The sequence below is a fragment of the Paraglaciecola sp. G1-13 genome, assembly GCF_055809255.1.
The window spans coordinates 4,799,830-4,822,370 of record NZ_CM147903.1 but is presented as its reverse complement, the minus strand read 5'-3'; the positions used below and the strand labels follow the sequence as shown (position 1 = coordinate 4,822,370).

Sequence of the window (22,541 nt, the reverse complement as noted above, 5' to 3'; positions counted from 1 at the left end):
ACCTAATTAGTAATAGATGTCTTTCAAAAATGTCATCATCTTCCAAAGCTTACCATTAAGACCTTCAACAAAGAGCAGTTGCCATACTTTGTAACACTGTTACCCTTGGTTATCGGCCTTTCGACGCCATTATATTCATTCATAAAGTAATTAAAGAGACAGTTTTGGGTAAATTATTCTTATTGTTTGTTTTGCTGCCTATCGTTGAGATATCACTCTTGATCAGTGTAGGCGAGCAAATTGGCGGCTGGAACACAGTCGCAATCGTAGTCGCCACCGCTATGATAGGCTCGTATTTGGTTCGCCAACAGGGCGTCAGTACATTAATTCATGCACAACAAAAAATGCAACAGGGCACGATCCCGGGCCAAGAAGTCGCCGAAGGTTTATTACTCGTCATTGCAGGTGTCATGCTTGTTACGCCTGGTTTTGTCACTGACGCGTTGGGTTTTTTATTCTGCCTACCTATGACCCGACCGTTGATTGCTAAGGGGTTGCTGGCAAAATTATCAGTACAAGTGGTTAATCAAGCACAAGGTGGTTTTGCGGGGCAGTCGAGACAAGGCTTCGACAGTCGCCAATCCTCGAACGACGATATCATTGAAGGCGAATACGAGCGCAAAGATGAAATTAAGCCTGAGTCAGAAAGGCTTAAAAAACCGGACTAGATACTCATGTAACAGACATAAAAAAAGCGGCTTAAGCCGCTTTTTTTTGTGTTTGAGCTGTTGTGACTTATACGTCAACGGTACCGCAGAAACGGTAACCTTCACCGTGAATAGTCACGATCAATTCGTCAGCATTTACTTCTGATTCGAAATGCTTACGGATACGACGAATGGTGACATCAACAGTACGGTCATTCGGGCGTAATTCACGACCTGTCATTTCCATAATCAGCTGTTCACGAGTTAAAATTTTGCCCGGGTTGCTTAAGAATAAATGCAACGCACGGAATTCACTGCGTGGTAGTCTGAATTCCTTCTTACTAGGAGAAATCAAACTACGGCTGTCGCCATCTAGTGTCCAACCGTTAAAGCTAACTCGACTTGGCAAGTCGTCGTCTTCTGCGTTGTTCAATGTACGCGTTAATAAGTTTCTGGCTCTGATGGTCAACTCACGCGGGTTAAACGGTTTAGTTAAATAATCATCTGCGCCGATTTCAAGACCTAATATACGGTCAACATCGTTATCGCGACCGGTTAAAAAGATTAGACCGATATTTTTACGATCACGTACTTCACGGGCCAAAATCAAACCATTTTTACCCGGTAAGTTAATGTCCATGATCACTAAATTTATTGCGTGATTTTCAAAAAACTCATGCATTTCGCTACCGTTTTCGGCTTCAAACACATTATAGCCTTCTGCTTCAAACAGGCTCTTGAGGGTTGTTCTAGTAACAACTTCATCTTCTACAATCAAAATATTGGGCGTCAGCATCGTATTCACACCATGTTAAAAATATGGATAAAAGTTTATCAGAAAATATCTAAAAATCAGGGTTTTATCTAGATTAAATTTTAGCTAATGCAAACAACCCGCCAAACACGACAAACAATATGCCGAAAAATGACTACATCCGTTGTATTGAAGATATTTTCCACTACGCAAAGTATGTGGGGATATAAATGAAAATTGCAAACACAAAATAGCTGATTAGTTTTTGTGTGCCAACGTTTGGGTGGCTTTTTTGACCGGAAACAAGATGGTGAACTCGACCCCCTGCCCTTCTTCGCTGGTTAAGGCTATTGAACCATTTAGCGCTTGAGTGACTAAGTTGTACACCAGATGCATACCTAAGCCACTCCCGCCCTGTCCACGCTTGGTGGTGACAAAGGGATCAAAAATACGCTTACGTAAATACTCGGGGATACCCGCACCATCATCTGAAAATACTACGCTGATTTTTTTCTCGGCAATCAAACTGATTTTGATGTTAATTTCGCCTTGGTCTTTGTTCTCAAAGCCGTGAATAATGGAATTCATAATCAAGTTGATCATAATCTGGTTAATTGGGCCCGCTTTAGACTCAATATATAAATTTTCAGGACATTCGACATGAATGACGTGCTTCATGCTTTTCAGTTTTGGGCGCATGGATAACAAAATTTCATCCATCAGTTTTGAAAATGAGAAAACCCTGTCGACCTCTGATGATTGGTCTACCGCAACTTGCTTAAAGCTAGATATCAGCTCCGCCGCTCGATTTAAGTTGCGATAGATGATATTGAGGTTTTCTTGGCCTTCTGAGATAAACTTGGATAACGAACTGGCTTTTAGCGTTTTATTCTCAAAGTCTTTCTGCATGCCCGCTAAGCGGTCGAGCATCATCGTTGACGCAGTCACACCAAGACCAATAGGTGTGTTTACCTCGTGAGCAACCCCCGCCACCATATCTCCAAGGGAAGCCATTTTCTCGTTCTGCACCATTTGACGCTGAAATTGATGCAGTTTCTCTAAGGTTTGAATGAGTTCGTTGTTTGCTTCTTTTAAAGCAAGCGTACGCTGAGTGACCTTTTCTTCGAGGCTACTGTTGAGTCGTCTGTGCTCTTCTTCAGCCTCATTTTGCCGCTGCAGATGCTCTTGAGTGCGCTGCATCATGGCATTAAATGCATCGCTGAGAATATCCAGTTCTTTGATGTTGCTCGGCTGAGCTCGGCCTGAATAATCTTTGTGACGAGAAATGCGTTGCACCAAGTGTGCTAAATTGCGGATCGGCGCGGTGATCGTGTTCTGCAACTTTAAGGTGAGCAAGAAGCACAGTAGTAATGACAAAAGCAGCACGCCCACCGCTATACCCACTGAGCGAGAAATTAATCTCTCAAGGCCATCAGCTGAAGCGCGCACATAGGTATAACCTAATAACTGACCATCATCGCGATTAATTTCACGTATCACCTCAACGGTACTGCCATCAATAGCCGCTTGAGATAATGCTTCAATACGATCGAATTTGGCATTTACAGGGGCGACACCGTCTTTGTTGTAGCTGGCGAAAAATTCTAATTTACCGTCTTCCACAAAGCGATAAATATGCACATTTTCTAATATATCCGATGCACTGAGTGTGCTGAGATTACGCTCTTCATTGAAATTGAGCTCATCTTCGATTGTGGCAACCGCATTACGGCTGATGAGCTCGGAAAAGATGTTGACGTTGTTGATGAGTTGAAGACGGTAGCTGCTGATTTGACCGTATAAATTGATGCAGGTTGCCAAAAGCAATGCTAACGAGGTAATCGCCATTACAACCCAAATAATTAGGCTCTTAATAGACAAAAAATTACTTTTAGCATGCATATTTTAAAAATGAAACCTTAGCAGAGTCTATGCAACATATTGAGCTAAACCAGTGAAAAATGAAACAGTTAATCTTATTAGAGGGGACTTTATTACTCCCACTGCGTTTCTATTTTCGTATCAGAAGTAACAATTCTGATTCAGACAAACCCCAATCATTTGCAAATCGGCTTAGGGTTACCTGTAATTCTGGACTGCGTAGATCTTTTTCCGATGCCCCTCGCACATCAGGCAGATCTGATAAACATAAACAAACCATGTCACCGGATTTCACGCTTAGCTTTTTTATATCGACAGGTGATTTCTTGTAGATCAGGTGCGGGCAAGCCTCGTCCCGCCCACTCGATTGCAAACATTGTTCGGGCATTGCCTGCAATTTTACGGCAAACAGCATACCTACAACCAAGCCCCAAATGACTCTAAAGAACATATCTATCGTGCACCTCACTCAGCATTAACCGCCAATTGCTTCATGGTATAAGGCTAAATACTGCTGGGCAGCTTGCTGCCAAGTGAATCGGCTGTGCATGGCACGCATTTGCGTAGCTTTAAAACGCTCTGGATATTCACGGTAGAACAATAGCGCGCGTTGAATACAGGCGAGCAAGGCATCGCTGTCTGGATGCTCGAACACGAAGCCAGTTGCTTGCTCTGGGTTATCTGCAAGGTCAGTAACAGTATCCTTTAAACCTCCAACTCCACGTACGATTGGCAGGGTACCAAAGGCAAGGCTATACATTTGATTTAGGCCGCAAGGCTCGAATAATGATGGCATTAAGAAAAAGTCACTGCCCGCTTCGAGCATATGGGCTTTTTGTACACTGAATGCCTCGATAAACGCGAGCTTTTCTGGGTGTCGCTGTGCAACACTGCGCAATGTATGGCTTATTTGCGGGTCGCCAGTGCCAATAATCACCAACTGAACATTATGCTGCATGAGTTGCTCAAGCATAGGTAGTATGTAGCCAAACCCTTTTTGTTCAGTTAATCGACAGACCATGCCCACCAGCGGTATGCCCAAATCTTGCGGTATTTGTGCTTCTCGCTGTAAATCAATTTTGCACTTCTCTTTACCGCTCATATCATCAGCGGTATAGGTTTGAATAATGTGCGGGTCATTGACGGGATCCCACTGGGTGTAGTCACAACCATTTAGAATACCGCTTAGATCATTCCGGCGCTGCTGAAACTCATGGTACAAATGATGCGAGCCCAAAGGTGTTAACAATTCTTGAGCATAGTTTGGACTCACCGCATTAATTTTATGCGCATAGCGAATACCCATGCGTACAAAATTCAACGCATCACCGTCTAATTGCGAATGAAGTAAATAATGCGGCTGCAAAAAAGGAATATCTGAAAAACGATGTGTGCCCTGATATGCGCCATTGTGAATAGTAAAGATGCTGCGACTACGATCAAAGAAACCACTGTCATCAATGCTCATAAAATAAGGCGTTAGCGCCGTATGCCAATCGTTGCAATGCACAATATCTGGCTGGAAATCTAACGCTTTAGCGACTTGTAATGCGCCTTGGGCAAAAAAAGCAAAACGCTCAGCATTATCAGGATAAGCGTGATAGCTATCAGAATATAACCCATCACGTGCAAAGTAAGCTGGGTAATCTATTGCGTAAACAGGCACATTGCCAATCTGTAGACGTTTAATCGTAAAATCGTAAGGTTTGCGGCTGGCAAAAAGTGCCTGAGGCTCAGCGCAGTCTTCACCGGGGTGTTGCTCTGCCAACATTTTGTAGTAAGGCATAACAATACACACTTCGTGGCCCATTTCGCTTAATGCAATGGGAAGCGCTTTAGCGACATCTGCCAGCCCACCCGTTTTAACCAGATCTTCAACCTCAGATACAACGAATAATACTTTCATCAACACTATACCCCATTGGTTTCTCGATTCACTGCCCTATCGGAAAATCATAGCGATACTGATTAACGTGGACTCAAAGACACATGCTTGCTCTATTAACGCATTAATATAACTGCAATCAACGACGACAACAATAAACACTAAATTTAGTCGTTTCTGTTAACGTCTGAACGGATTTGAACTGTTTGTCGAGTTCATCCGCGTAGCGCAAAAACTTATTGGCCACCAAAATCAGACTGCCTCGGTCTTGTAAGTGGTTTTTAAGCTGCTGCATAAAACCTTCCGTAACCGAGTAATCTGTTTTAATCCCCGTGTGAAAGGGTGGATTGGTAAAGACTTGGGCAAATTTGCCCGTTAATGCACCAAGCCCGTTTGAGGGAATAACTTGTGCTTTTACACCATTTAACTCAGCACTTTTCTGCGAGCAATATATAGCTAATGCACTCACGTCACTCATCACGACCTGAGCTTGTGGATTTTTAAGGCCCGCGAAGCAACCGATAATACCCGCACCGCAAGCAAAATCTAAAATACGACCTGACACCACCCTGTCGATGTTATCAAGCAATAATTGCGTACCTGTATCCAATTCACCATGACTGAATACCCCCGGCAATGAGCACACTTTAAAGCTAATATCAGCGACTCGGTGCTCTGAGACATCTTGCCATTTTGTGATATCAAATGGCGCAACAGGTTTATCAACCACAGCGGCAAACATGGCGCAGTGACGAGCGGAGTCAATTTTATTCACATTATCTGAGTATGGGGTTAAAAGCTTAGCCGCACTTTTGATACCACCTTTATTCTCACCCACCACCAACAAAGTACCGCCAGGTTTCAAACACGCCACAATATTCGCGAGCAACATTTGCCCATGGGCTTTCGCTTTAGGTAAATACAATACCGCACCATCAAACGAGGCATCAGTATCATATGCAGCTACAAATTGGTGTTGAGTGTCGCGCCCTTGCGCTTTCGCCGATGCAATACTTTGCTCATAAATATCAAAAAACTGATGAAAACCATAAACCTCTGGATTCGAAAGCGCTGAAAAAACATGGCCATCAGTGGGATTTACAAGCAACCATTTTCCTTGCTCGAGTAGCTCTTCACTACGCAATAATACTTGGCTTGCTGCACTTAACATTATGCGACTCTCTCAAACATCAAATCCCACACACCATGACCTAAACGATGGCCGCGCTGTTCAAACTTAGTCAACGGCCGTTGCTCTGGGCGTGGCACATAATCACTGGTAGAAGATAAGTTCTTATAACCCGGCGCGACGGCCATGATTTCTAGCATATGCTCTGCGTAGTTTTCCCAGTCTGTCGCCATGTGAAAGACACCGCCAATCGCTAATTTACCGCGTAATTTTTCAACAAACTCAGGCTGGACAATACGGCGTTTGTGGTGACGCTTTTTGTGCCAAGGATCTGGAAAGAACAACTGCATGCGGCTTAAGCTGCCATCAGCAATACAATCAGCCAAGACTTCAACAGCATCATGTTCATAAACACGCAAATTGGTGACACCTTGCTCTTGGGCGTCAGCCAAACATGCACCAATACCGGGGCGATGCACTTCAATGCCGATAAAATCCTTGTCGGGCTCATTTTTTGCCATAGTGACCAATGACTTGCCCATACCAAAACCAATTTCTAACACCACTGGTGCCGTGCGACCAAACACTTCGTTCATATCGAGCAAACCAGATTTATGCTCTAAGCCCATGGTTTCCCAATTGCTTTCAATTGCCTTTTCTTGGCCCTTGGTTAAACGACCTTCGCGCTTAACAAAGCTCTGGATTTTACGGATATAAACGCCGGATTCGGCTGCTTCTTCTTTGGATTTAAATTGGCTCATGATTCTTCTCGTATCTCGCTGTACTTAGCAGCCGCGCATTATGCCGCCCACTACAGGTATTGCAAGGCTATAAGGGTAATTTAGCTGAAATTTTCAGCAAAATACTGGGCCAGCGCTGCAGGCTGCTCTAAAGGCAACATATGTGCGGCGTCGTCAAAAATATGCAGGCGACTGTCGCTTAAACCCTCGTCCAAAGCTGTTATCTTGCTAGGTGGCGCTATTTTATCTTGTTCACCCACTAACAAATGTAGCGTAAAATTGGCGTTTGCTAGACGGGCTGTTAAATCTTCACGCTCACTCAACGCCGCCATTTGTGCGGCCAAAACAGCAGGTCCTAAATCGCTTTCCATTGACTTAATGATGTCTACAACTTGGGTATTATCTATGGAGAATACGAATTGCTTCAAGCGGCTGTCACTCATGCCCTGATATTTTTTATTCTTTATTGCCTGAATGATGCTGTTGCGTGCTTGGCGTTCCTGCTGATTAAATTGGCCTGGGTAACTGCCAATCAATGTCAGTGAGGCGACTCTGTTAGGTTGCTCTAAGGCCGTTAATGCGGCGACGTAACCGCCCATGGAAAAACCAACCAAATGTACCGGTTCATCAAAATAATCTAAACGGTCGCGACTCAGCGCCAACATTTGATCCAAAGATTCAGCCCATTGCAGCGGTACGAACGCGCGTTTAGGAATATCAATGGCCCGCCAGCAAGGCATAAATACCCGCTCATCGCACAAGGTGCCGGGATAAAAAATCACTGGTTGTTCAAGAGTCACTGGGGATGCCACTGGGGGAAGAGTTGTTGTCATTTCAAATGAACCATTTATCTGTAATTGAGGTATGATCGAGGCATAACTTAAAAGTGCATAAGCAGTATATCAACCCGTGCAATCTCAGTCTCAGCTAACATCATCTTTTGCAAACCGAATATTGACTTGGTTTGATAGCCATGGTCGCAAAGACTTACCCTGGCAGCAAGGGAAAACCCCTTACTCTGTTTGGGTGTCAGAAATTATGCTTCAACAAACCCAAGTCAAAACGGTTATTCCCTATTATCAAAAATTTATGCGGCGCTTTCCTGACATTTTAAGCTTAGCCAATGCCCCACAAGATGAAGTATTGCACCACTGGACGGGCTTAGGCTATTACGCTCGCGCCAGAAATTTACAAAAAGCAGCGCAAGTTATTCGAGATGAATATGATGGAGTATTTCCGCCAGACATAAACGATGTAGTCGCTTTGCCAGGTATTGGTCGCTCTACTGCTGGTGCAGTTCTATCGTTAGCCTGCGGGCAACATCACAGCATATTAGATGGCAACGTGAAGCGGGTGTTAGCTCGTTATTTTGCAGTTGATGGTTGGCCGGGTAAAAAAGACGTTGAACAAGCGCTATGGCAATACGCCGATTCGCTTACCCCAAGCTCACGTACCGGTGATTACACACAAGCGATGATGGACATGGGTGCCACTATTTGCACTCGCAGTAAACCAAAATGCGATAACTGCCCTTTACAACAAAGCTGTTTGGCTTTCGCCCAAGGTCGCCAAAGTGAATTACCCGGCAAAAAGCCTAAAAAAGACATTCCAGTGCGCACTACTGTCATGCTCATACCTATGTGGCAGTCTCAGGTATTGATTTATCAAAGACCCCCCACAGGCTTGTGGGGTGGTTTGTGGGGATTTTATGAAGCCGACACATTAGAAGCACTAGACAAGACGGCTCAGCAACTAGGACTAAGCGATTATACACGCGTTACGCTTGAGCCTTTTCGCCATACATTCAGCCACTTTCATTTGGATATTCAGCCAGTTATTTTGCAGCTTGCACAACCCACATCATTACAAATTAATGAGAAGCAGCAAATCTGGTATGACTTACTCAATCAACCCAATGTTGGCTTAGCGGCCCCCACCAAAAAATTACTCACGGTATGTCAGACCCAACTTTAAAGAGCATGTTGAATCAACGCGATACATTGCTTAGCACGCAGCGTTGAATTTGCTAGAATGCGCGAAACAAGGTCGGTATTAGCTGGCTTTTCATACACAAGGTGAGAATTAGCATGAGCAGAACGGTATTTTGCCAGCACTTAAACAAAGAAGCTGACGGTTTAGACTTTCAACTTTACCCAGGTGAACTCGGTAAAAAGATATTCGACAATATTTCCAAAGAAGCATGGGCTGAGTGGCAAAAGAAACAAACTATGCTAATTAACGAGAAAAAGTTAAATATGATGGAGCCCACTGCACGTAATTTCCTTGAAACACAAATGCAGGCGTATTTGTTCGAAGGAAAAGAGCCTGATATTGAAGGTTACGTTCCGCCAAAATCATAACCATATATGTGGATTTTCGATAAAATCGTGCACAACTCAACCAGTGGTGCACGTTTTTCAAGCAAACAGTCAATAAAGCGAAAATAAATCGCATAAAGTAGTTGACTTGAATGCCGAGAATCCGTTTAATACGCACCCACAACGAAGCAGGCACAAGCCAGCAACGTTAACAGATTTGCCCAGATAGCTCAGTTGGTAGAGCAGAGGATTGAAAATCCTCGTGTCCGTGGTTCGATTCCGCGTCTGGGCACCATTATACAGTTCGATAAAGGCCAACCTCATACGTTGGCCTTTATTGTATCTGGCTTCCACGTTCTATAACGTTCGGCAACGTTTGCTTCTTTTCTCATTTTTAGTGACACTCTTGGTAACACAACTGCTTTTGTTACTAAATGGATGTTACAAATGGCTCGCCAAACGCTACCAATCAACCCTACGCAGCTCGCTAACCTAAAGCCCAAAGAGAAAGAATTTAATCTCGCTGACGGCAATGGATTAATGCTCAGGGTGAAGCCGACAGGCACTAAGTCATGGCTATTCAATTACTCACACCCCATTACGAAAAAGCGCAGCAATATCGGTATTGGTACCTATCCCAATACGTCACTTGCTCAGGCAAGAGAAATCAGAAAAACCTATTTAGCGTTACTTGCCCAAGGTGTGGATCCTAAAACCCATAGAGAAGAAACAAAGCAGCAAAAGCAAGACGCCCACAACAACACCTTTCATGCTGTTGCTACCCGCTGGATGGAGATAAAGCGTACTAAGGTAAAAGAAACCTCAGCAGATAAAATATGGCGCTCACTAGAAAACGATGTATTTCCACGAATAGGCAAACTGCCTGTAGACCAAATAACCGCGCCTAAAGCCATACAGGTGTTATCAGACATAGTTGGTCGCAATAGCTATGAGATAGCGCGTAAAGTGGCTAGGCGTATGAACAACGTCATGACCTATGCTGTTAATATAGGCCTAGTACATCACAACCCGTTAGCAGGCATAAAAGAGACAATCCCTGCGAACAAGGCTGTTAACTACCCTACCCTAGCACCTGATGAACTCCCCGAACTGATGAAAGCGATAAACTTTGCCAGTATCAAGTTTTCTACTCGCTGTTTGATTGAGTGGCAACTACACACCATGGTTCGCCCCGGTGAGGCAGCACAAGCTATGTGGTCAGATATAGATTACGAACGCAAGTTATGGGTAATCCCTGCAGAGCGTATGAAGATGAACAAAGAACATCACATTCCATTGTCTGATCAAGCCTTAGCAATCCTTGAGCTAATGAAGCCATTTAGCGCCCACAGGCCGCATATTTTCCCGTCTTACAAACACCCCAACCAACCAGCGAATAAAGAAACGGCAAACATGGCCTTAAAACGTATGGGCTTTACAGGTCGGCTGGTGGCTCATGGACTAAGAGCATTAGCTAGTACTACGTTGAACGAACAAGGTTTTGACCGTGACGTTATCGAGGCAGCGCTCGCTCACAGTGATAGAGATCAGGTAAGGGCTGCGTATAACAGGGCAACTTATCTAGAGCAGCGCAGAGTCATGATGGTTTGGTGGTCGACACACATTGAACAAGCCGCCATGGGTAACATGAGCTTAGCAAACGCTAAGCAAACATTAAGACTAGTTAACCAGTAACCAACCACCAGCAAAAAGGAAAACAATATGACTACTATAACGTTAGACACTCGTATCGAAGATTTCTATTTTGACATGCAAAGTGCTCATGCAATTTTAGTGTGCTTGAATGAGTCGGTGAAAAAGAACAAAGACAAGCAGTTAGCCCCAATTTTTACAAAGCTTAGGACGTTCGAGCTGGCGATGGCTGAGAGTTTATCGAAATTTGAAAGGCTTTATCAGGTAGAGCAATTCCCACATTCGGCAACCGTCGATATACAAGAGGTGTTACTTTGCAAGTGGCAAACAGAGCAGCTTAATAACTCTCTGTCAGAGCTTTATGAAGAAGTTCCGAACCTATCAACGTTTGCATCATCAAGGAAGATTGAGAAAGCAGCTTTAGATGGTTTTTATGGTGTGCGCTCCCTAATTGTACGTGCGCTAGATCAGCTAAACGACCAGATAAACAATCCAGCTAAGAAAGCCGCTTAAACCAGTTTTACCAAGTCTAGGGTAGCTTCCGAAAGGCCAGAACCCTACTGGCCTGACTTGGTGATTCTATAGGGGGGTGTTAAGGGTTAGTGATGACCAAATCCACACATATAAAAAATACTTGGTCAAACGTTCGTAGTTGGCGCAAAGAATTTACTAAAAAAGATGTAGATAACTATCCAATTTTATCTTCGCATGAAGAACTTTGGGCTATTAGTTCTCAAATTAATTCCGGTGTTGTAAATAGAGGTGATGACGAAAAAACAGCAGCAACTCCAATTGAAGCATTTATGTATCTCACTGAAATGGGATTTCAATCCCCACCAGAAATTTTAATGACTATTCGCGAATGTTTCGAAACATATTTTGCGGCAGGTGGGACATTAAGTTTAGAAGAAGTATTTTTTGGCAGAGAAAAACCGTCTATTGGTAATTATGCCAGCAGACAAAGGAAGAGTGGTCTTTACGAACAGTTTTCGATAGCTGTCAGTCTAGATAATATACAAGCTAAACATCAAAAAATAAAAAGACTTTCACTGGAGGTTATCGCCGAAAATATGTTCCAGCGACACAGAGAGTTAATTTATAAATTGAAAGGTGACGAATTAGCCCTTGATGAACTACAAGATAATTTTCCAGATACCGAGAGCTTTTTACGTGGGTGGAGACGTTGGAAAAATAAAAAATCGGACAAGTAATCGAATTTACTGTCCGTTACTTTAAAAATTATGTGCTTATAATTCTGTATCAGTCCTTAACAACCCAAACGAGACTGATATGTACAACACCAATCTAAGAGTTATCCGTAAACCTGAAGTCTGTAACATTGCAGGCTTATCTAACACGTCTTTATTTGAACAAACCAGAGCCGGGATATTTCCGCCCCCTATATCTTTAGGAGCTAGAGCCGTGGGTTTCTTTATGCACGAGGTACAAGCCATTATTGCCGCTCGCAGTGTGGGAAAATCAGACGATGATATTAAGCTGATCGTTAAAGCGCTGATGAAGCAACGTGAGCAATCCGCTAACGACTTACTTAAACATTTAGCAGCTTAGGAGTAGCAGAAATGAAAAACGCCACTCCCGACCAAAAGAGCAGCGCCTTGCTTAATCAAAAAGATACTAGCGCCAATACACAGCGCCTACAGATTGTAGCACTGATTAATGAGCGTCAGTCCGTCAACACCCCTGAATTTAGAAAGCTTGGCATTATGGCCCCTGCACCGCGCATATTTGAGCTAAAGCAACAGGGCTACAATATCGAAAAGGTCTTAGAAACCTACGTTGATGATACGGGCAAGGCCCACAATGGCGTAGCACGTTATTACTTCGCCAATAATCCACCAGCGAATGACAAAGACCAGGAGCAAGCAGCATGAAGAAATGTGACTTATTCCCTGTATTAGATAACCAATCAAAGCAGCTTAAACAGCTCGCAGGGCTATCAAACTTAATATCTAGTGCTGGTGGCTTATCTAACACATCACAAAGCGACATATGCGCTTGTTTAAGCATAGTAAGCGACATAGCTAACAATACACTCAGCCAAAATGATGTAATAACCCATGAAGTCACGCAGCTTACGATAGTAAGTAACAGTGTCGCGGGCCTAGGGTGATCGCTCATGGCTGGCAGCTTAACTAATGGCCTTTTAAAACGGGGAGATAGCCTAGCTGTCTCTCAAGGCCAATTACTAATTACTCCAATCAGCGGTGAGCCAGTCCCTTTTGACTGGCTAGCGACACATCGCTGCAAAATCATGTCAGAGATTGCCATGCAGTCGGGGCACTCAATATATTCATACGCATATTATCAAACAGGTATTTATAATAACGGGCGTTCACCGGGCGTCATGATCAGGTTTGTTGACTTACTCACGGGTGAAGATGCCTATGCCGTATTTAACGCAGACCTAAAGCGACAACGAACCACAAAAAGTAAACATGCCGGAGAGCCATTACCAGAGGGACAATTTAGAATTGGTGTGCGCTCAGCGCTTTACTTGCTGTGGATTAAGACGGCACTTGATATACCAAGACGTTTCGCTGAGTGGCATAAATCTATGAGCAAGCTACAACAGGTCTACTTTGTTGCTCAAAGCAGCTCAGGAGGCAAGTTAGCCAATAAATCAATCCAGCCCTTAACGCTTTCGTCCAACCAGATAATGCAGTTATTTGGTGACAACGTAGCGACAAGCCAGCGACAAGGGAGCGACAATTTGGTGACAAGGAATGGTGACAAGCTTCGGGGACAAGGATTGGTGACAAGCAGTGGTGACAAGCATATCGCTAGAACCCTAGCGAGTAATGACCTAGAGCCTGATTCAAAGTGCGTGTCAAAACAAGTACGTGTGTCTGAAAGTGCGGGGAATTTAAGTGCGTGTGCCACAAACCGCGTTTTAAGTAATCAAGTAATGACGTGTGAAGTAGTACCTATAACCCCTAGTAAGAAGTTACCTCAGGAACAAACTAGAGAAGAGTGGCTTCAAGATTATGACTCAGCAAGTTAGCGCTGTTAAACATCAAATCAGCTTTAAGAAACGAGGCTTTATAAATTTGGCCTCACAAAAAAAAGACTGAGAAACACTGAAATGATAACTGACCCGGTATTGAGGGCTGAACAGGTAAAAGCGCTTAAAGCGTTCTATCGTGACGCTACGGTGAAATACAAAGCATGGGTTGCTGGTGGCTATAAACAGCCAGCGCCCGCTTCTTTACCCTTTCCTGATATTTGCATCGGTATGAAATGCGAAGCTAGAACACGCTCAGGTGCGCCATGTAAGAACAACGGCACTGATTGGGGCAACGGTCGCTGTAAATATCATGGAGGCGCTAGCACTGGCCCAGTGACGCCAGACGGTAAGAAACGAGTATCATTGAATAGCCAATCAAACAAAGTTCATGAAGCCCTAATAAAACCCTAAGGTAAAGATGGGCCTGAGGGCACCTCAAAACGAAGCCTATTTCGTTAGATAAGAATATGCATCGAAACCAAAGTCCATGTATGGTTGATCATTGTTATTATCGAACGCACTTATAGAAGCGAAATGTGAGATCGGAATAAAGCCCGTGTGAACGGCAAGATTGCGGCAAGTTCAGGTATTAAATCAAAGCCAGTCTATGCGGATGACAACTCACAGAACTTAGCTTTTATGCCAAACAGTTAAAACTTTACTTAGGCTATTAAGTAGATTTGCAAAAAGAGGGAAACATTATGTCTGTTGAAGTTGATGAGCCAATCAAAAGCGCCGATTGTAATCAAGCTACTCTAGACGATAACTTTATGTGCATCATGAGAAGTGACAACTCCACCATCGTCAGTAGCAGTGAGGTGATTGTAACTGGCACACCTTTGATAAAGCACCTGCTGCAGAACAAAAAGCAAAGGTACTTTAGAGCAACCTAATCAGTACGGGTAATTCGCATCGCAGAGCTTGCCTAGTTACAAATCGTTTTACCCTCAGGTTGTTGTTTCGTTATCCTTGCTCAGACTCGATAAAGATAATTGGGTCCCTCTACGCAATACCTATACGGGTACGTCGCATCGCAAAGAATGCAGTGTGTATGCACGTTAGAAACCGATTTTTTGTTTTCTTCTAAATGGTGCTAACAGCTCAAATGTGAGGCTATACAAAGGTTAGGGCTATATTGGGGTTGTTTTAGTGAGTAAACGTGACAACCAAAGTAACCTATTGCTCGTAAAACAAGTTTGATATTGCCACACTATTTCAGCTCTAAAATTATAGGTTAATTGAACTATTCCGCAGTAAAAACGTCGATATATACATCGAGTTGTAGTTATTCATTGTCATTCCAAGTTGATTGACATGTACACGTTACGTGTACTAATATTGTTCGAGTATTGTGTAATTACATTATGTTCAACATGTGTAAGATTGCTCGTATAGAGTAACAATAAAGGAGTTAGTTATGTTTAGAGAAGAAGATTGGGGCATATAGCCTGTAATTATTACTAATTTAGTAAAAAGGGCTGATGCCCTTTTTTTGTGCCCAAAATAGACGGATTTTGAATGGAAACTATACTAGATCATATTATACTGACTCTTACTCACCCAGCGTTTCACGCAAGCCTATTAGCCTCCATTGTTGCAGTAATAGGTATTATGAAAACCCGACAATCATCTAGAGAAAAAAACTCTATCGATTTTGAGACCACATATAAAACAAACACTGAACTAGTTAATGCTTGGGCCAAAATACTCCCCATTTTAACCAGAGGCCTAGCACAAGAGATTAAAGAGACGGCTAATAGCGTTAATTCAGAGGATTATTACTCAATATCTTTAATATTGAACACTTGGGAAAGAGCCGCAAATGGTATCTTTTACAGTGTTTACGATGGGCCTTTTCTATACAAAACTTATGGTTCAACTGTAATACAGCTATACGAAACTCTATATCCTTTTATCGAATCTAGGCAGAATTTTAACCCAAGATTCTATGCAGGATTAACAAAGCTTTATATAGAATGGAAAATATATCGGCAGTGTGAAGATCGAAAAAGAGTAGATAAAGATTTGAAGTCCATATATATGAACTTACAGAAGTACACTAAGTAGCCTATTCTCAAAATCACAATACCTAAGAACATAGCTAGTTTTGATATTGAGCAGGGGCACCCTAAATCGCTAGGGCCATTTTATGCAGTACCGCCGCCTAAGCTCTTTTTGCATACCCGCAACTTGAAAAAATTTTCTGGTCAGAGGAGTTTGCTGTTTTAGGTGATCACGCCACCAGCTTTAGTAACACCCTTTGTAACAACACCAACAAACAAAAATTAATTTCTCCTTAAATATCAATGCAATAAAACAATAAATTGATTCCGCGTCTGGCACCATTATTAAAAACGAAAAAGCCTCAACGTTGTCCGTTGGGGCTTTTTTGTTTTTAGATATTCTCAAAACGCGGGTACCGCGACTGGGGTAAAGCCAGTCTCTTTAGCTGCGCAGCAGCATCTGGCAGAACGAGCTGGCAAGGATGGCAGGGCTGGTAACAAACACCATGGATGGGATGTTACATCCACACCGCCATGCTCCTCTACACTTTCACGTTTTTATACTTTTACGTCTTTTCTTGCGCGTTTTGCATCTCCGCGCTTTTTCATTGGCTCAACGTCGTCCGTTGAGGCTTTTTTGTTTCTAGATAGTCTCAAAACGCGGGTACCGTGACTGGGGTGAAGCCAGTCTCTTTAGCTGCGCAGCAGCATCTGGCTGAACGAGCTGCCACGGATGGCAGGGCTGGCAACAAACACCATGGATGGGATGTTACATCCACACCGCTATGCCCCTTTACACTTTCGCGCTATATACTTTTACGTCTTTTCTTGCGCGTTTTGCATCGTCGCGCTTTTTCATTAGTTCAACGTCGTCCGTTGAGGCTTTTTTGTTTTAGGATCGTACCAAGACGGAACGCTCATCAACCTTTCATATTTTAAAGAAGCTGGTCTGTCACAGGGATCAGCGAAATGATGTTGAGCAATGTAATTATTTCTCTTGAGTGTCCTTAATTTCTCGATCGTCTTTACCGCTCACCTTCCCCACACACAGCCTTTCCACTTTTGAGTAAAATAATCACGTTCTTTTGGGTACCTCCCTCCAACTAGCTACGGCAAGCCCTCCCAAGGTTTAACAATAATTAACAGCGGCGACCTGTTACAGACAAACATTCATCCAAGCTTATTGGGATGGAATTTGCTTTGTCTGTTTAGGTAAGTTTCAAGCACTTCATTCTAAGTTGGCTTTATGCGGAATAACGCTGCGTTAGTTAGCTCGGTTGGTGAAAAGGAACGAAGATTTAGAAAGAGGAAGTGCCATCTCGAATTTTGACTAAAAGGAGACGCTAATATGAGCACGACAAAATACGTTACCGTTGAAGGACATCAAATAGCATATGAAGAAATGGGAGAAGGTACTCCATTATTGTTATTCCATGGTATACCGACGAACAGGACGTTGTGGCGAAACGTTATGCCACAACTTTCCTCCCAGTATCGAGTAATAGCACCCGATTTGCTCAATTACGGTGAGTCAGACATGCCACAAGACACTGATGTTTCTATAAATGCTCAGAGCAGGATCATGAGTAAATTTATGGGGGCGCTGGGGATTTCACGTGCCAATATCGCCGGCCACGACATCGGCGGTGGTGTAGCTCAGCTGATGGCCGTCAAACATCCAGAGAAGGTAGATGCGATCGTACTAATAGACAGTGTGTGTTTCGATTCCTGGCCTATCCCGGAATTTACCCCTCTTTTAGAGCCCGGCGTGGAGGAAAAAACCACTACCGACGAGTTAGTGAGTATTCTAAAAGATTTCTTGCCTAAGGGCGTCTATGACCAAAGTGTAATGACCGAAGAACTTGTTCGCTTGTATGTGGGCCAATGGAGTAGCGATCAAGGTAAAGCGGCCATGTTTCGTAATTTAAGAAGGCTTAACAAAGAGTATACTCAAGCCATTGCGGGCGAGCTCAAACACCTGCCCCATAAAACGCTAATACTGTGGGGCGATCACGATAATTTTCAAAAGCCCGAATATGCTCCTCAATTAGCACAGACCATTCCTAATGCATCCCTAGTATGGTTGGAGAACGTGGGCCACTGGTCTATTGACGAGCAACCGGAGAAGGTCACAAAACTGATCAGTGACTTTTTGCAACAAACTGAAAATCACTGACCTGATTAGAAGACCACATTAACTCGCTCCGAGTGAAGGCTCGGAGCGAGTGCTGCGATGACAGTCGATAGGCCCACCGGCAACAGTCCACTTGAGCCCGTCACTAGTTTACCTATTTTGGTGCTATATCCGGCAATCCCTCGACCTTTGACTCTGTAATTAGCCTTAATTCCGATGCCCTTTGTGACAACAAATCATGGCTCACACTTATGAACTAAGCTGTAAGCTAATTTTTGTTGAAAGGCGATCTCATTATGTCAGTGTTCACGCCCCCTATTTTAATTTTCTTAATAAGCATTCACAGCTCTACGGTACTTGCCTTAACCAAGCCAGAAATCGAGTTAGCCAATCGTTTCAATGATGCTGTTAACGTCTCTGACTATCTTGTGAGTGAAAAGCTAGACGGCATTCGGGCTCGTTGGGATGGTAGTAGACTACTCACACGCACGGGTAACCCCATATTTGCCCCGCAATGGTTTACCAACGGCATACCCAAACATATTTTTGATGGTGAATTATGGATTGCCAGGCAACGCTTTGAAAAAACGGCTTCAGTGGTGTTAACTCACGAGCCAGGGGATGACTGGCGAGAGGTAAAATTTATGTTGTTTGATTTACCCGAGTTTACAGGCGCTTTTAGTGAACGTTTGCGAATGCTGGAAGTATTAGTGCAACAAGCGAACCTACCTCACTTGCAAGTCATCCCTCAACAAAAGCTCCATAGTAAATCAGCGCTTATGCAGTTGCTTGATCAAGTAATTGATGGTGGTGGCGAAGGATTAATGCTGCACCACGAAGATGCGCTATATACGCCCTCACGGAGTGACAATGTGTTAAAGCTTAAGAAGCATCAAGATGCTGAAGCCATAGTGTTGGCGCATTTACCAGGTAATGGCAAGTACCAAGGAATGATGGGCTCTATTCGTGTGCAAATGAGCAATGGTAAAGTATTTAAAATCGGCAGCGGCTTTTCTGATCAAGAACGCTTGTCACCACCGCCCATTGGGGCCGTGATCACTTTCAAGTATTACGATTTAACCATTAACGGGATCCCCAAATTCGCCAGTTATATTCGCCAAAAACCAAGCTATTAAAATCTTACGTATTACATAAATGGTTGTTCACACTTAATTAGTCGTTATAATCTCAGCAGATTATTTAGCAGCAACGATAAGCAGGGTGATCCCTGACGTGGAGAAAATAGTGAAACGTAAATTTTTATTGTGCATGTTTTTAGGCTTAGCATCGATTTTCACAGCTAATGCAGCGGTTAACTCTGATGATGAAATAAAATCACGTATTGCCCCGGTTGGCAAAGTGCATGTTGCCGGCGCCAAAGCTGAAACAGCATCTGCTGGCGGACCTCGTTCTGGCGCTGACGTTTATGGAGCTGCGTGTGTGGCGTGTCATAGCTCTGGTGTTTTGGGTGCACCAAAATTCCAAAATGCTGCTGATTGGGCACCTCGCCTAGAAAAAGGCTTCGATACTGTATGGCAAAATGCCATTAACGGTATTAATGCGATGCCTCCTCGTGGAACGTGCGCTGATTGTTCAGATGACGAGATAAAAGCAGCTATCGAACACATGACAGAAGGTCTGTAATTAGTTGTTTTTGTAAAAATTTGTTCATAAAAAGGCCACCTTAAGGGTGGCCTTTTTGTAACGAATAGTTTATTTTGAACGCATAAAAATAACTATAAATAGACTGTTTGTGCACGCGTCCTCAACCAATATTCAAATGAGCAATATTCCCGATAACTTATCCATTGAAGAGTTACGTGAATTAGTTCCTCAATTACAACAACTTACTGAAAAATATAAGCATTCAGAAGCCATTCAAAAATCCCTTTTTGATATCTCTGAATTAGCGAGCTCAGTAGGAGAGTTGTCACGTCTATACCCCGCTATCCACGACATCATTGGTCGCTTTATGAATGCCCAGAACTTTTATGTGGCGTTCTACGATCAAGTCGATGAAGTTGTCGACTTCGTGTATTTTGTAGACCAGTTTGACGAAGTAGCGTTGCGTCAAATCCCCGCAAGTGAATTGATGGAAGGTTTTACAGGCTATGTGTTACGCACCGGTGACTATTTATTTTTAACTGAAGAAACCCGCGAGACTCAGCTCAATCAAATCAACGTAAAACAGATAGGTTCCGGCCCTGTTGATTGGATTGGCGTACCTTTAAAGCGTGGTAACCAAGTGATTGGCGCCATGGTGGTGCAAAGTTACGATAAATCTATTCGCTATAATCAAGAAGATTTAGACATTCTGCTGTTTGTTTCGCAGCATATCGTTAATACCGTCGACAGGGTAAAAAGCCGCGAAATGAATGAGCAAACTATTCGTGAGCGCACCAAGCAACTTCAGAACATTAACGAAGAATTACAAGAAGAAATTAACGAGCGACAAAAAGTAGAATCCCTGCAAAATGCTCTGTTCGAGATATCAGAGTTGTCTGCCTCGGTAGACGGCAACATGGCGGATTTTTACGCTTCATTGCATGAAATTATTGCTCGGCTTATCAGTGCACCCAACTGTTATATTGCCACTATTAGTGCGGATAATACCCGTCTTGAATTTCCTTATTATTCTGATGAAATCAACACCGTCATAGAATCAAGAGAAATCGGCTTTGGTCTCACTGAATTCGTGCTTCGCTCTGGCAGTGCTGAGCTGATTAACCCTTCTAAGGTGAAAGAGCTCACTGCAAATAATGAAATAGATGCCATCACCGCCAAGAATATGATTGAACAGAACAATTCGTGGCTAGGCTCTCCACTTGTGGTAGACGGTGAGATATCGGGTGTTATTGCGATCCAAAGTTATAGCCAGACTGAGCATTACTCGTTACGTGATCTGGAACTGCTGCGCTTTGTTTCCCATCATATTGCCGTTGCATTAGAGCGTAAGCGCTCGTCAGACGCGATCCAGGCATATAACCAGCAACTTACTGAGAAAGTTAAAGAGCGCACTGAAGAGCTTAACAAAGCCAATCAATATCTACAGAAGCAAATTGAAGAGCGCAAAGCCATTCAGCAGAAACTGGTACACGATGCTCATCACGATGCCTTAACAGATTTACCTAACCGCACCATGTTTAATGCTCGATTGAGTCAGGCTTTGGCCAATAAGAAGCGCTATCAACATAATAATTTTGCGGTAGTGTTTATTGATTTAGACCGTTTCAAACAAATTAACGACACCATAGGTCATCACGCAGGTGATTCATTCTTGATAGAGGTCGCTAGTCGAATCAACCACTGTATTCGAGGCCATGATTTGCTGGCTCGTTTAGGGGGCGATGAGTTTGTGATTTTGTTGGATAATTTCGACTCCCCTGAAGACGTTGAGATTATCTCTACACGTATTATCGAATCAATTGCCACACCATTTGTTTTAGATGGCCGAGAAATCTTCTCTGGCGCCAGTATTGGTATCGCATACCTTGAAAGTGGTTACCGCTCAGCGAGTGAAATAGTGCGAGATGCTGACGCCGCTATGTACCAAGCAAAGTCTCAAGGCCGCGGTCAGTACGTAGTGTTTGATTTGACCATGCGCAAGAAGCTGCTTGAAGAGTTAGAAATTGAAACTGAATTTCGTAAAGCACTCAAAAATGAAGCCTTTGATGTCTACTCACATCCAGTCTTTAATATGACAGATAGTACGCACTTATACGATGAATGCAGAGTTCGCTGGGTACACCCTAAACTGGGTATCATGGATCGTGACAGCTTTTGGCAAATTGCTGAACATAGTGGCCTGGTGGTTGAAATGGACAACTACATGCTTAGAGCTGCGTACGCGATGTTAAGCCAGCCACTGACCTCTTATGCTAACAACGAGTATTATAAAGTAGCCGTTAATTTATCAATCCATTATTTAACCCATAGCGAAGCTGCTGTGCAGCTTATTCAAGATATTAGGGATAGGGGAATTGATCCTAAGCGGCTAATTTTTGAGTTTGACGAGAACGATTTAAATCGACGCTCCCAATTTAGTCTGCCAGCGATTAAGCATTTAAAACGATCAGGCATTAAGTTGGTGCTGGACAATTTTGGCAGTGGCTTGGCATCGCTAAGTTACTTGTATTCTTATCCGTTTGATTTTGTCAAAGTCGATCATCGCTTTGTGAAGACTATCCCAAGATCAGAGCGAAATTTAAAACTCATACAATCCGTATACGCCATGTCGGAACAACTCAGCTTTAGGTTAATCGTCTCAGGGATCAGTGACAAAGAGCAAGTAGACCTACTGCGCTCAGTTGGCTGTCAATTGGGTCAAGGACCCTATTTAGAAGCCCCATCTCAAGTAACACTGCCGATTTAG

24 protein-coding genes and 1 tRNA gene are annotated in these 22,541 nt (G+C 43.3%); 18 read left to right on the top strand and 7 right to left on the bottom strand.

All coding sequences use genetic code 11. The features are described from left to right. Positions 1-164: 164 nt before the first annotated feature. On the top strand, positions 165-668 hold the full coding sequence (locus AC0L6N_RS20580) for an FxsA family protein (protein ID WP_473477327.1): 504 nt from the start codon (positions 165-167) through the stop codon (positions 666-668). 67 nt (positions 669-735) lie between these two features. Here the strand turns inward: AC0L6N_RS20580 and arcA are convergent, their stop codons facing one another. The 7 genes from arcA to AC0L6N_RS20545 form a co-directional block, all read right to left on the bottom strand. Further along, positions 736-1,443, bottom strand: a complete 708-nt coding sequence (gene arcA / locus AC0L6N_RS20575; RefSeq protein ID WP_006993490.1) for a two-component system response regulator ArcA — start codon at positions 1,441-1,443, stop codon at positions 736-738. 216 nt (positions 1,444-1,659) lie between these two features. Then, a complete protein-coding gene (locus AC0L6N_RS20570; RefSeq protein ID WP_473477325.1) occupies positions 1,660-3,303 on the bottom strand; it encodes a sensor histidine kinase in 1,644 nt (547 codons plus the stop codon). Positions 3,304-3,412: 109 nt separating this feature from the next. Further along, positions 3,413-3,733 carry a hypothetical protein gene (locus AC0L6N_RS20565; protein ID WP_473477323.1) on the bottom strand — a complete coding sequence of 107 codons (321 nt, stop codon included), beginning with the start codon at positions 3,731-3,733 and terminating at the stop codon, positions 3,413-3,415. A gap of 24 nt (positions 3,734-3,757) precedes the next feature. Then, a complete protein-coding gene (gene glgA, locus AC0L6N_RS20560; protein ID WP_473477321.1) occupies positions 3,758-5,188 on the bottom strand; it encodes a glycogen synthase GlgA in 1,431 nt (476 codons plus the stop codon). A gap of 118 nt (positions 5,189-5,306) precedes the next feature. Continuing rightward, entirely contained in the window at positions 5,307-6,338 is a 1,032-nt protein-coding gene (locus AC0L6N_RS20555; protein WP_473477319.1) for a methyltransferase, read from the bottom strand. Then, positions 6,338-7,057: a tRNA (guanosine(46)-N7)-methyltransferase TrmB gene (gene trmB, locus AC0L6N_RS20550; RefSeq protein ID WP_011573020.1), complete on the bottom strand. Its 720-nt coding sequence runs from the start codon at positions 7,055-7,057 to the stop codon at positions 6,338-6,340. Before trmB ends, AC0L6N_RS20555 begins: the two co-directional genes overlap by 1 nt. An 80-nt stretch (positions 7,058-7,137) precedes the next feature. Beyond that, entirely contained in the window at positions 7,138-7,869 is a 732-nt protein-coding gene (locus AC0L6N_RS20545) for an alpha/beta fold hydrolase (RefSeq protein WP_473477316.1), read from the bottom strand. A gap of 76 nt (positions 7,870-7,945) precedes the next feature. Between AC0L6N_RS20545 and mutY the strand changes: the two genes are divergently transcribed. The 17 genes from mutY (at position 7,946) to AC0L6N_RS20460 (ending at position 22,541) form a co-directional block, all read left to right on the top strand. Further along, the gene (gene mutY, locus AC0L6N_RS20540) at positions 7,946-9,010 is read left to right on the top strand and encodes an A/G-specific adenine glycosylase (RefSeq protein WP_473477314.1); all 1,065 of its coding nucleotides are present in this window, start codon (positions 7,946-7,948) and stop codon (positions 9,008-9,010) included. A 113-nt stretch (positions 9,011-9,123) separates the two neighbouring features. Next, positions 9,124-9,396 (top strand): oxidative damage protection protein, encoded by a 273-nt coding sequence (locus AC0L6N_RS20535; protein ID WP_033185091.1) that lies wholly within the window; start codon positions 9,124-9,126, stop codon positions 9,394-9,396. Positions 9,397-9,573: 177 nt separating this feature from the next. Further along, a tRNA-Phe gene (locus AC0L6N_RS20530) sits at positions 9,574-9,649 on the top strand. Positions 9,650-9,801: 152 nt separating this feature from the next. After that, complete coding sequence (locus tag AC0L6N_RS20525) at positions 9,802-11,049, top strand: integrase domain-containing protein (protein ID WP_473477312.1); 1,248 nt, start codon at positions 9,802-9,804, stop codon at positions 11,047-11,049. A gap of 27 nt (positions 11,050-11,076) precedes the next feature. Continuing rightward, positions 11,077-11,520 carry a hypothetical protein gene (locus AC0L6N_RS20520; RefSeq protein ID WP_473477309.1) on the top strand — a complete coding sequence of 148 codons (444 nt, stop codon included), beginning with the start codon at positions 11,077-11,079 and terminating at the stop codon, positions 11,518-11,520. Between the two features lie 92 nt (positions 11,521-11,612). Next, the gene (locus AC0L6N_RS20515; protein ID WP_473477307.1) at positions 11,613-12,218 is read left to right on the top strand and encodes a hypothetical protein; all 606 of its coding nucleotides are present in this window, start codon (positions 11,613-11,615) and stop codon (positions 12,216-12,218) included. A gap of 79 nt (positions 12,219-12,297) precedes the next feature. Further along, entirely contained in the window at positions 12,298-12,576 is a 279-nt protein-coding gene (locus AC0L6N_RS20510; protein ID WP_473477305.1) for a helix-turn-helix transcriptional regulator, read from the top strand. Between the two features lie 11 nt (positions 12,577-12,587). Continuing rightward, positions 12,588-12,899 (top strand): helix-turn-helix domain-containing protein, encoded by a 312-nt coding sequence (locus AC0L6N_RS20505; protein ID WP_473477303.1) that lies wholly within the window; start codon positions 12,588-12,590, stop codon positions 12,897-12,899. After that, entirely contained in the window at positions 12,896-13,138 is a 243-nt protein-coding gene (locus AC0L6N_RS20500) for a hypothetical protein (protein ID WP_473477301.1), read from the top strand. Before AC0L6N_RS20505 ends, AC0L6N_RS20500 begins: the two co-directional genes overlap by 4 nt. Positions 13,139-13,144: 6 nt before the next feature. Next, the gene (locus AC0L6N_RS20495; RefSeq protein ID WP_473477299.1) at positions 13,145-14,029 is read left to right on the top strand and encodes a hypothetical protein; all 885 of its coding nucleotides are present in this window, start codon (positions 13,145-13,147) and stop codon (positions 14,027-14,029) included. A gap of 81 nt (positions 14,030-14,110) precedes the next feature. Beyond that, the gene (locus AC0L6N_RS20490; RefSeq protein WP_473477296.1) at positions 14,111-14,443 is read left to right on the top strand and encodes an HGGxSTG domain-containing protein; all 333 of its coding nucleotides are present in this window, start codon (positions 14,111-14,113) and stop codon (positions 14,441-14,443) included. Between the two features lie 290 nt (positions 14,444-14,733). After that, positions 14,734-14,925 (top strand): hypothetical protein, encoded by a 192-nt coding sequence (locus AC0L6N_RS20485; RefSeq protein ID WP_473477293.1) that lies wholly within the window; start codon positions 14,734-14,736, stop codon positions 14,923-14,925. Positions 14,926-15,550: 625 nt separating this feature from the next. After that, the gene (locus AC0L6N_RS20480) at positions 15,551-16,099 is read left to right on the top strand and encodes a DUF4760 domain-containing protein (protein ID WP_473477291.1); all 549 of its coding nucleotides are present in this window, start codon (positions 15,551-15,553) and stop codon (positions 16,097-16,099) included. A 1,284-nt stretch (positions 16,100-17,383) separates the two neighbouring features. Next, on the top strand, positions 17,384-18,211 hold the full coding sequence (locus AC0L6N_RS20475; protein WP_473477289.1) for an alpha/beta fold hydrolase: 828 nt from the start codon (positions 17,384-17,386) through the stop codon (positions 18,209-18,211). A 254-nt stretch (positions 18,212-18,465) separates the two neighbouring features. Next, the gene (locus tag AC0L6N_RS20470; protein WP_473477287.1) at positions 18,466-19,305 is read left to right on the top strand and encodes a DNA ligase; all 840 of its coding nucleotides are present in this window, start codon (positions 18,466-18,468) and stop codon (positions 19,303-19,305) included. Between the two features lie 109 nt (positions 19,306-19,414). Further along, entirely contained in the window at positions 19,415-19,813 is a 399-nt protein-coding gene (locus AC0L6N_RS20465) for a c-type cytochrome (protein ID WP_033185088.1), read from the top strand. Between the two features lie 136 nt (positions 19,814-19,949). Further along, positions 19,950-22,541: an EAL domain-containing protein gene (locus AC0L6N_RS20460; protein WP_011573014.1), complete on the top strand. Its 2,592-nt coding sequence runs from the start codon at positions 19,950-19,952 to the stop codon at positions 22,539-22,541.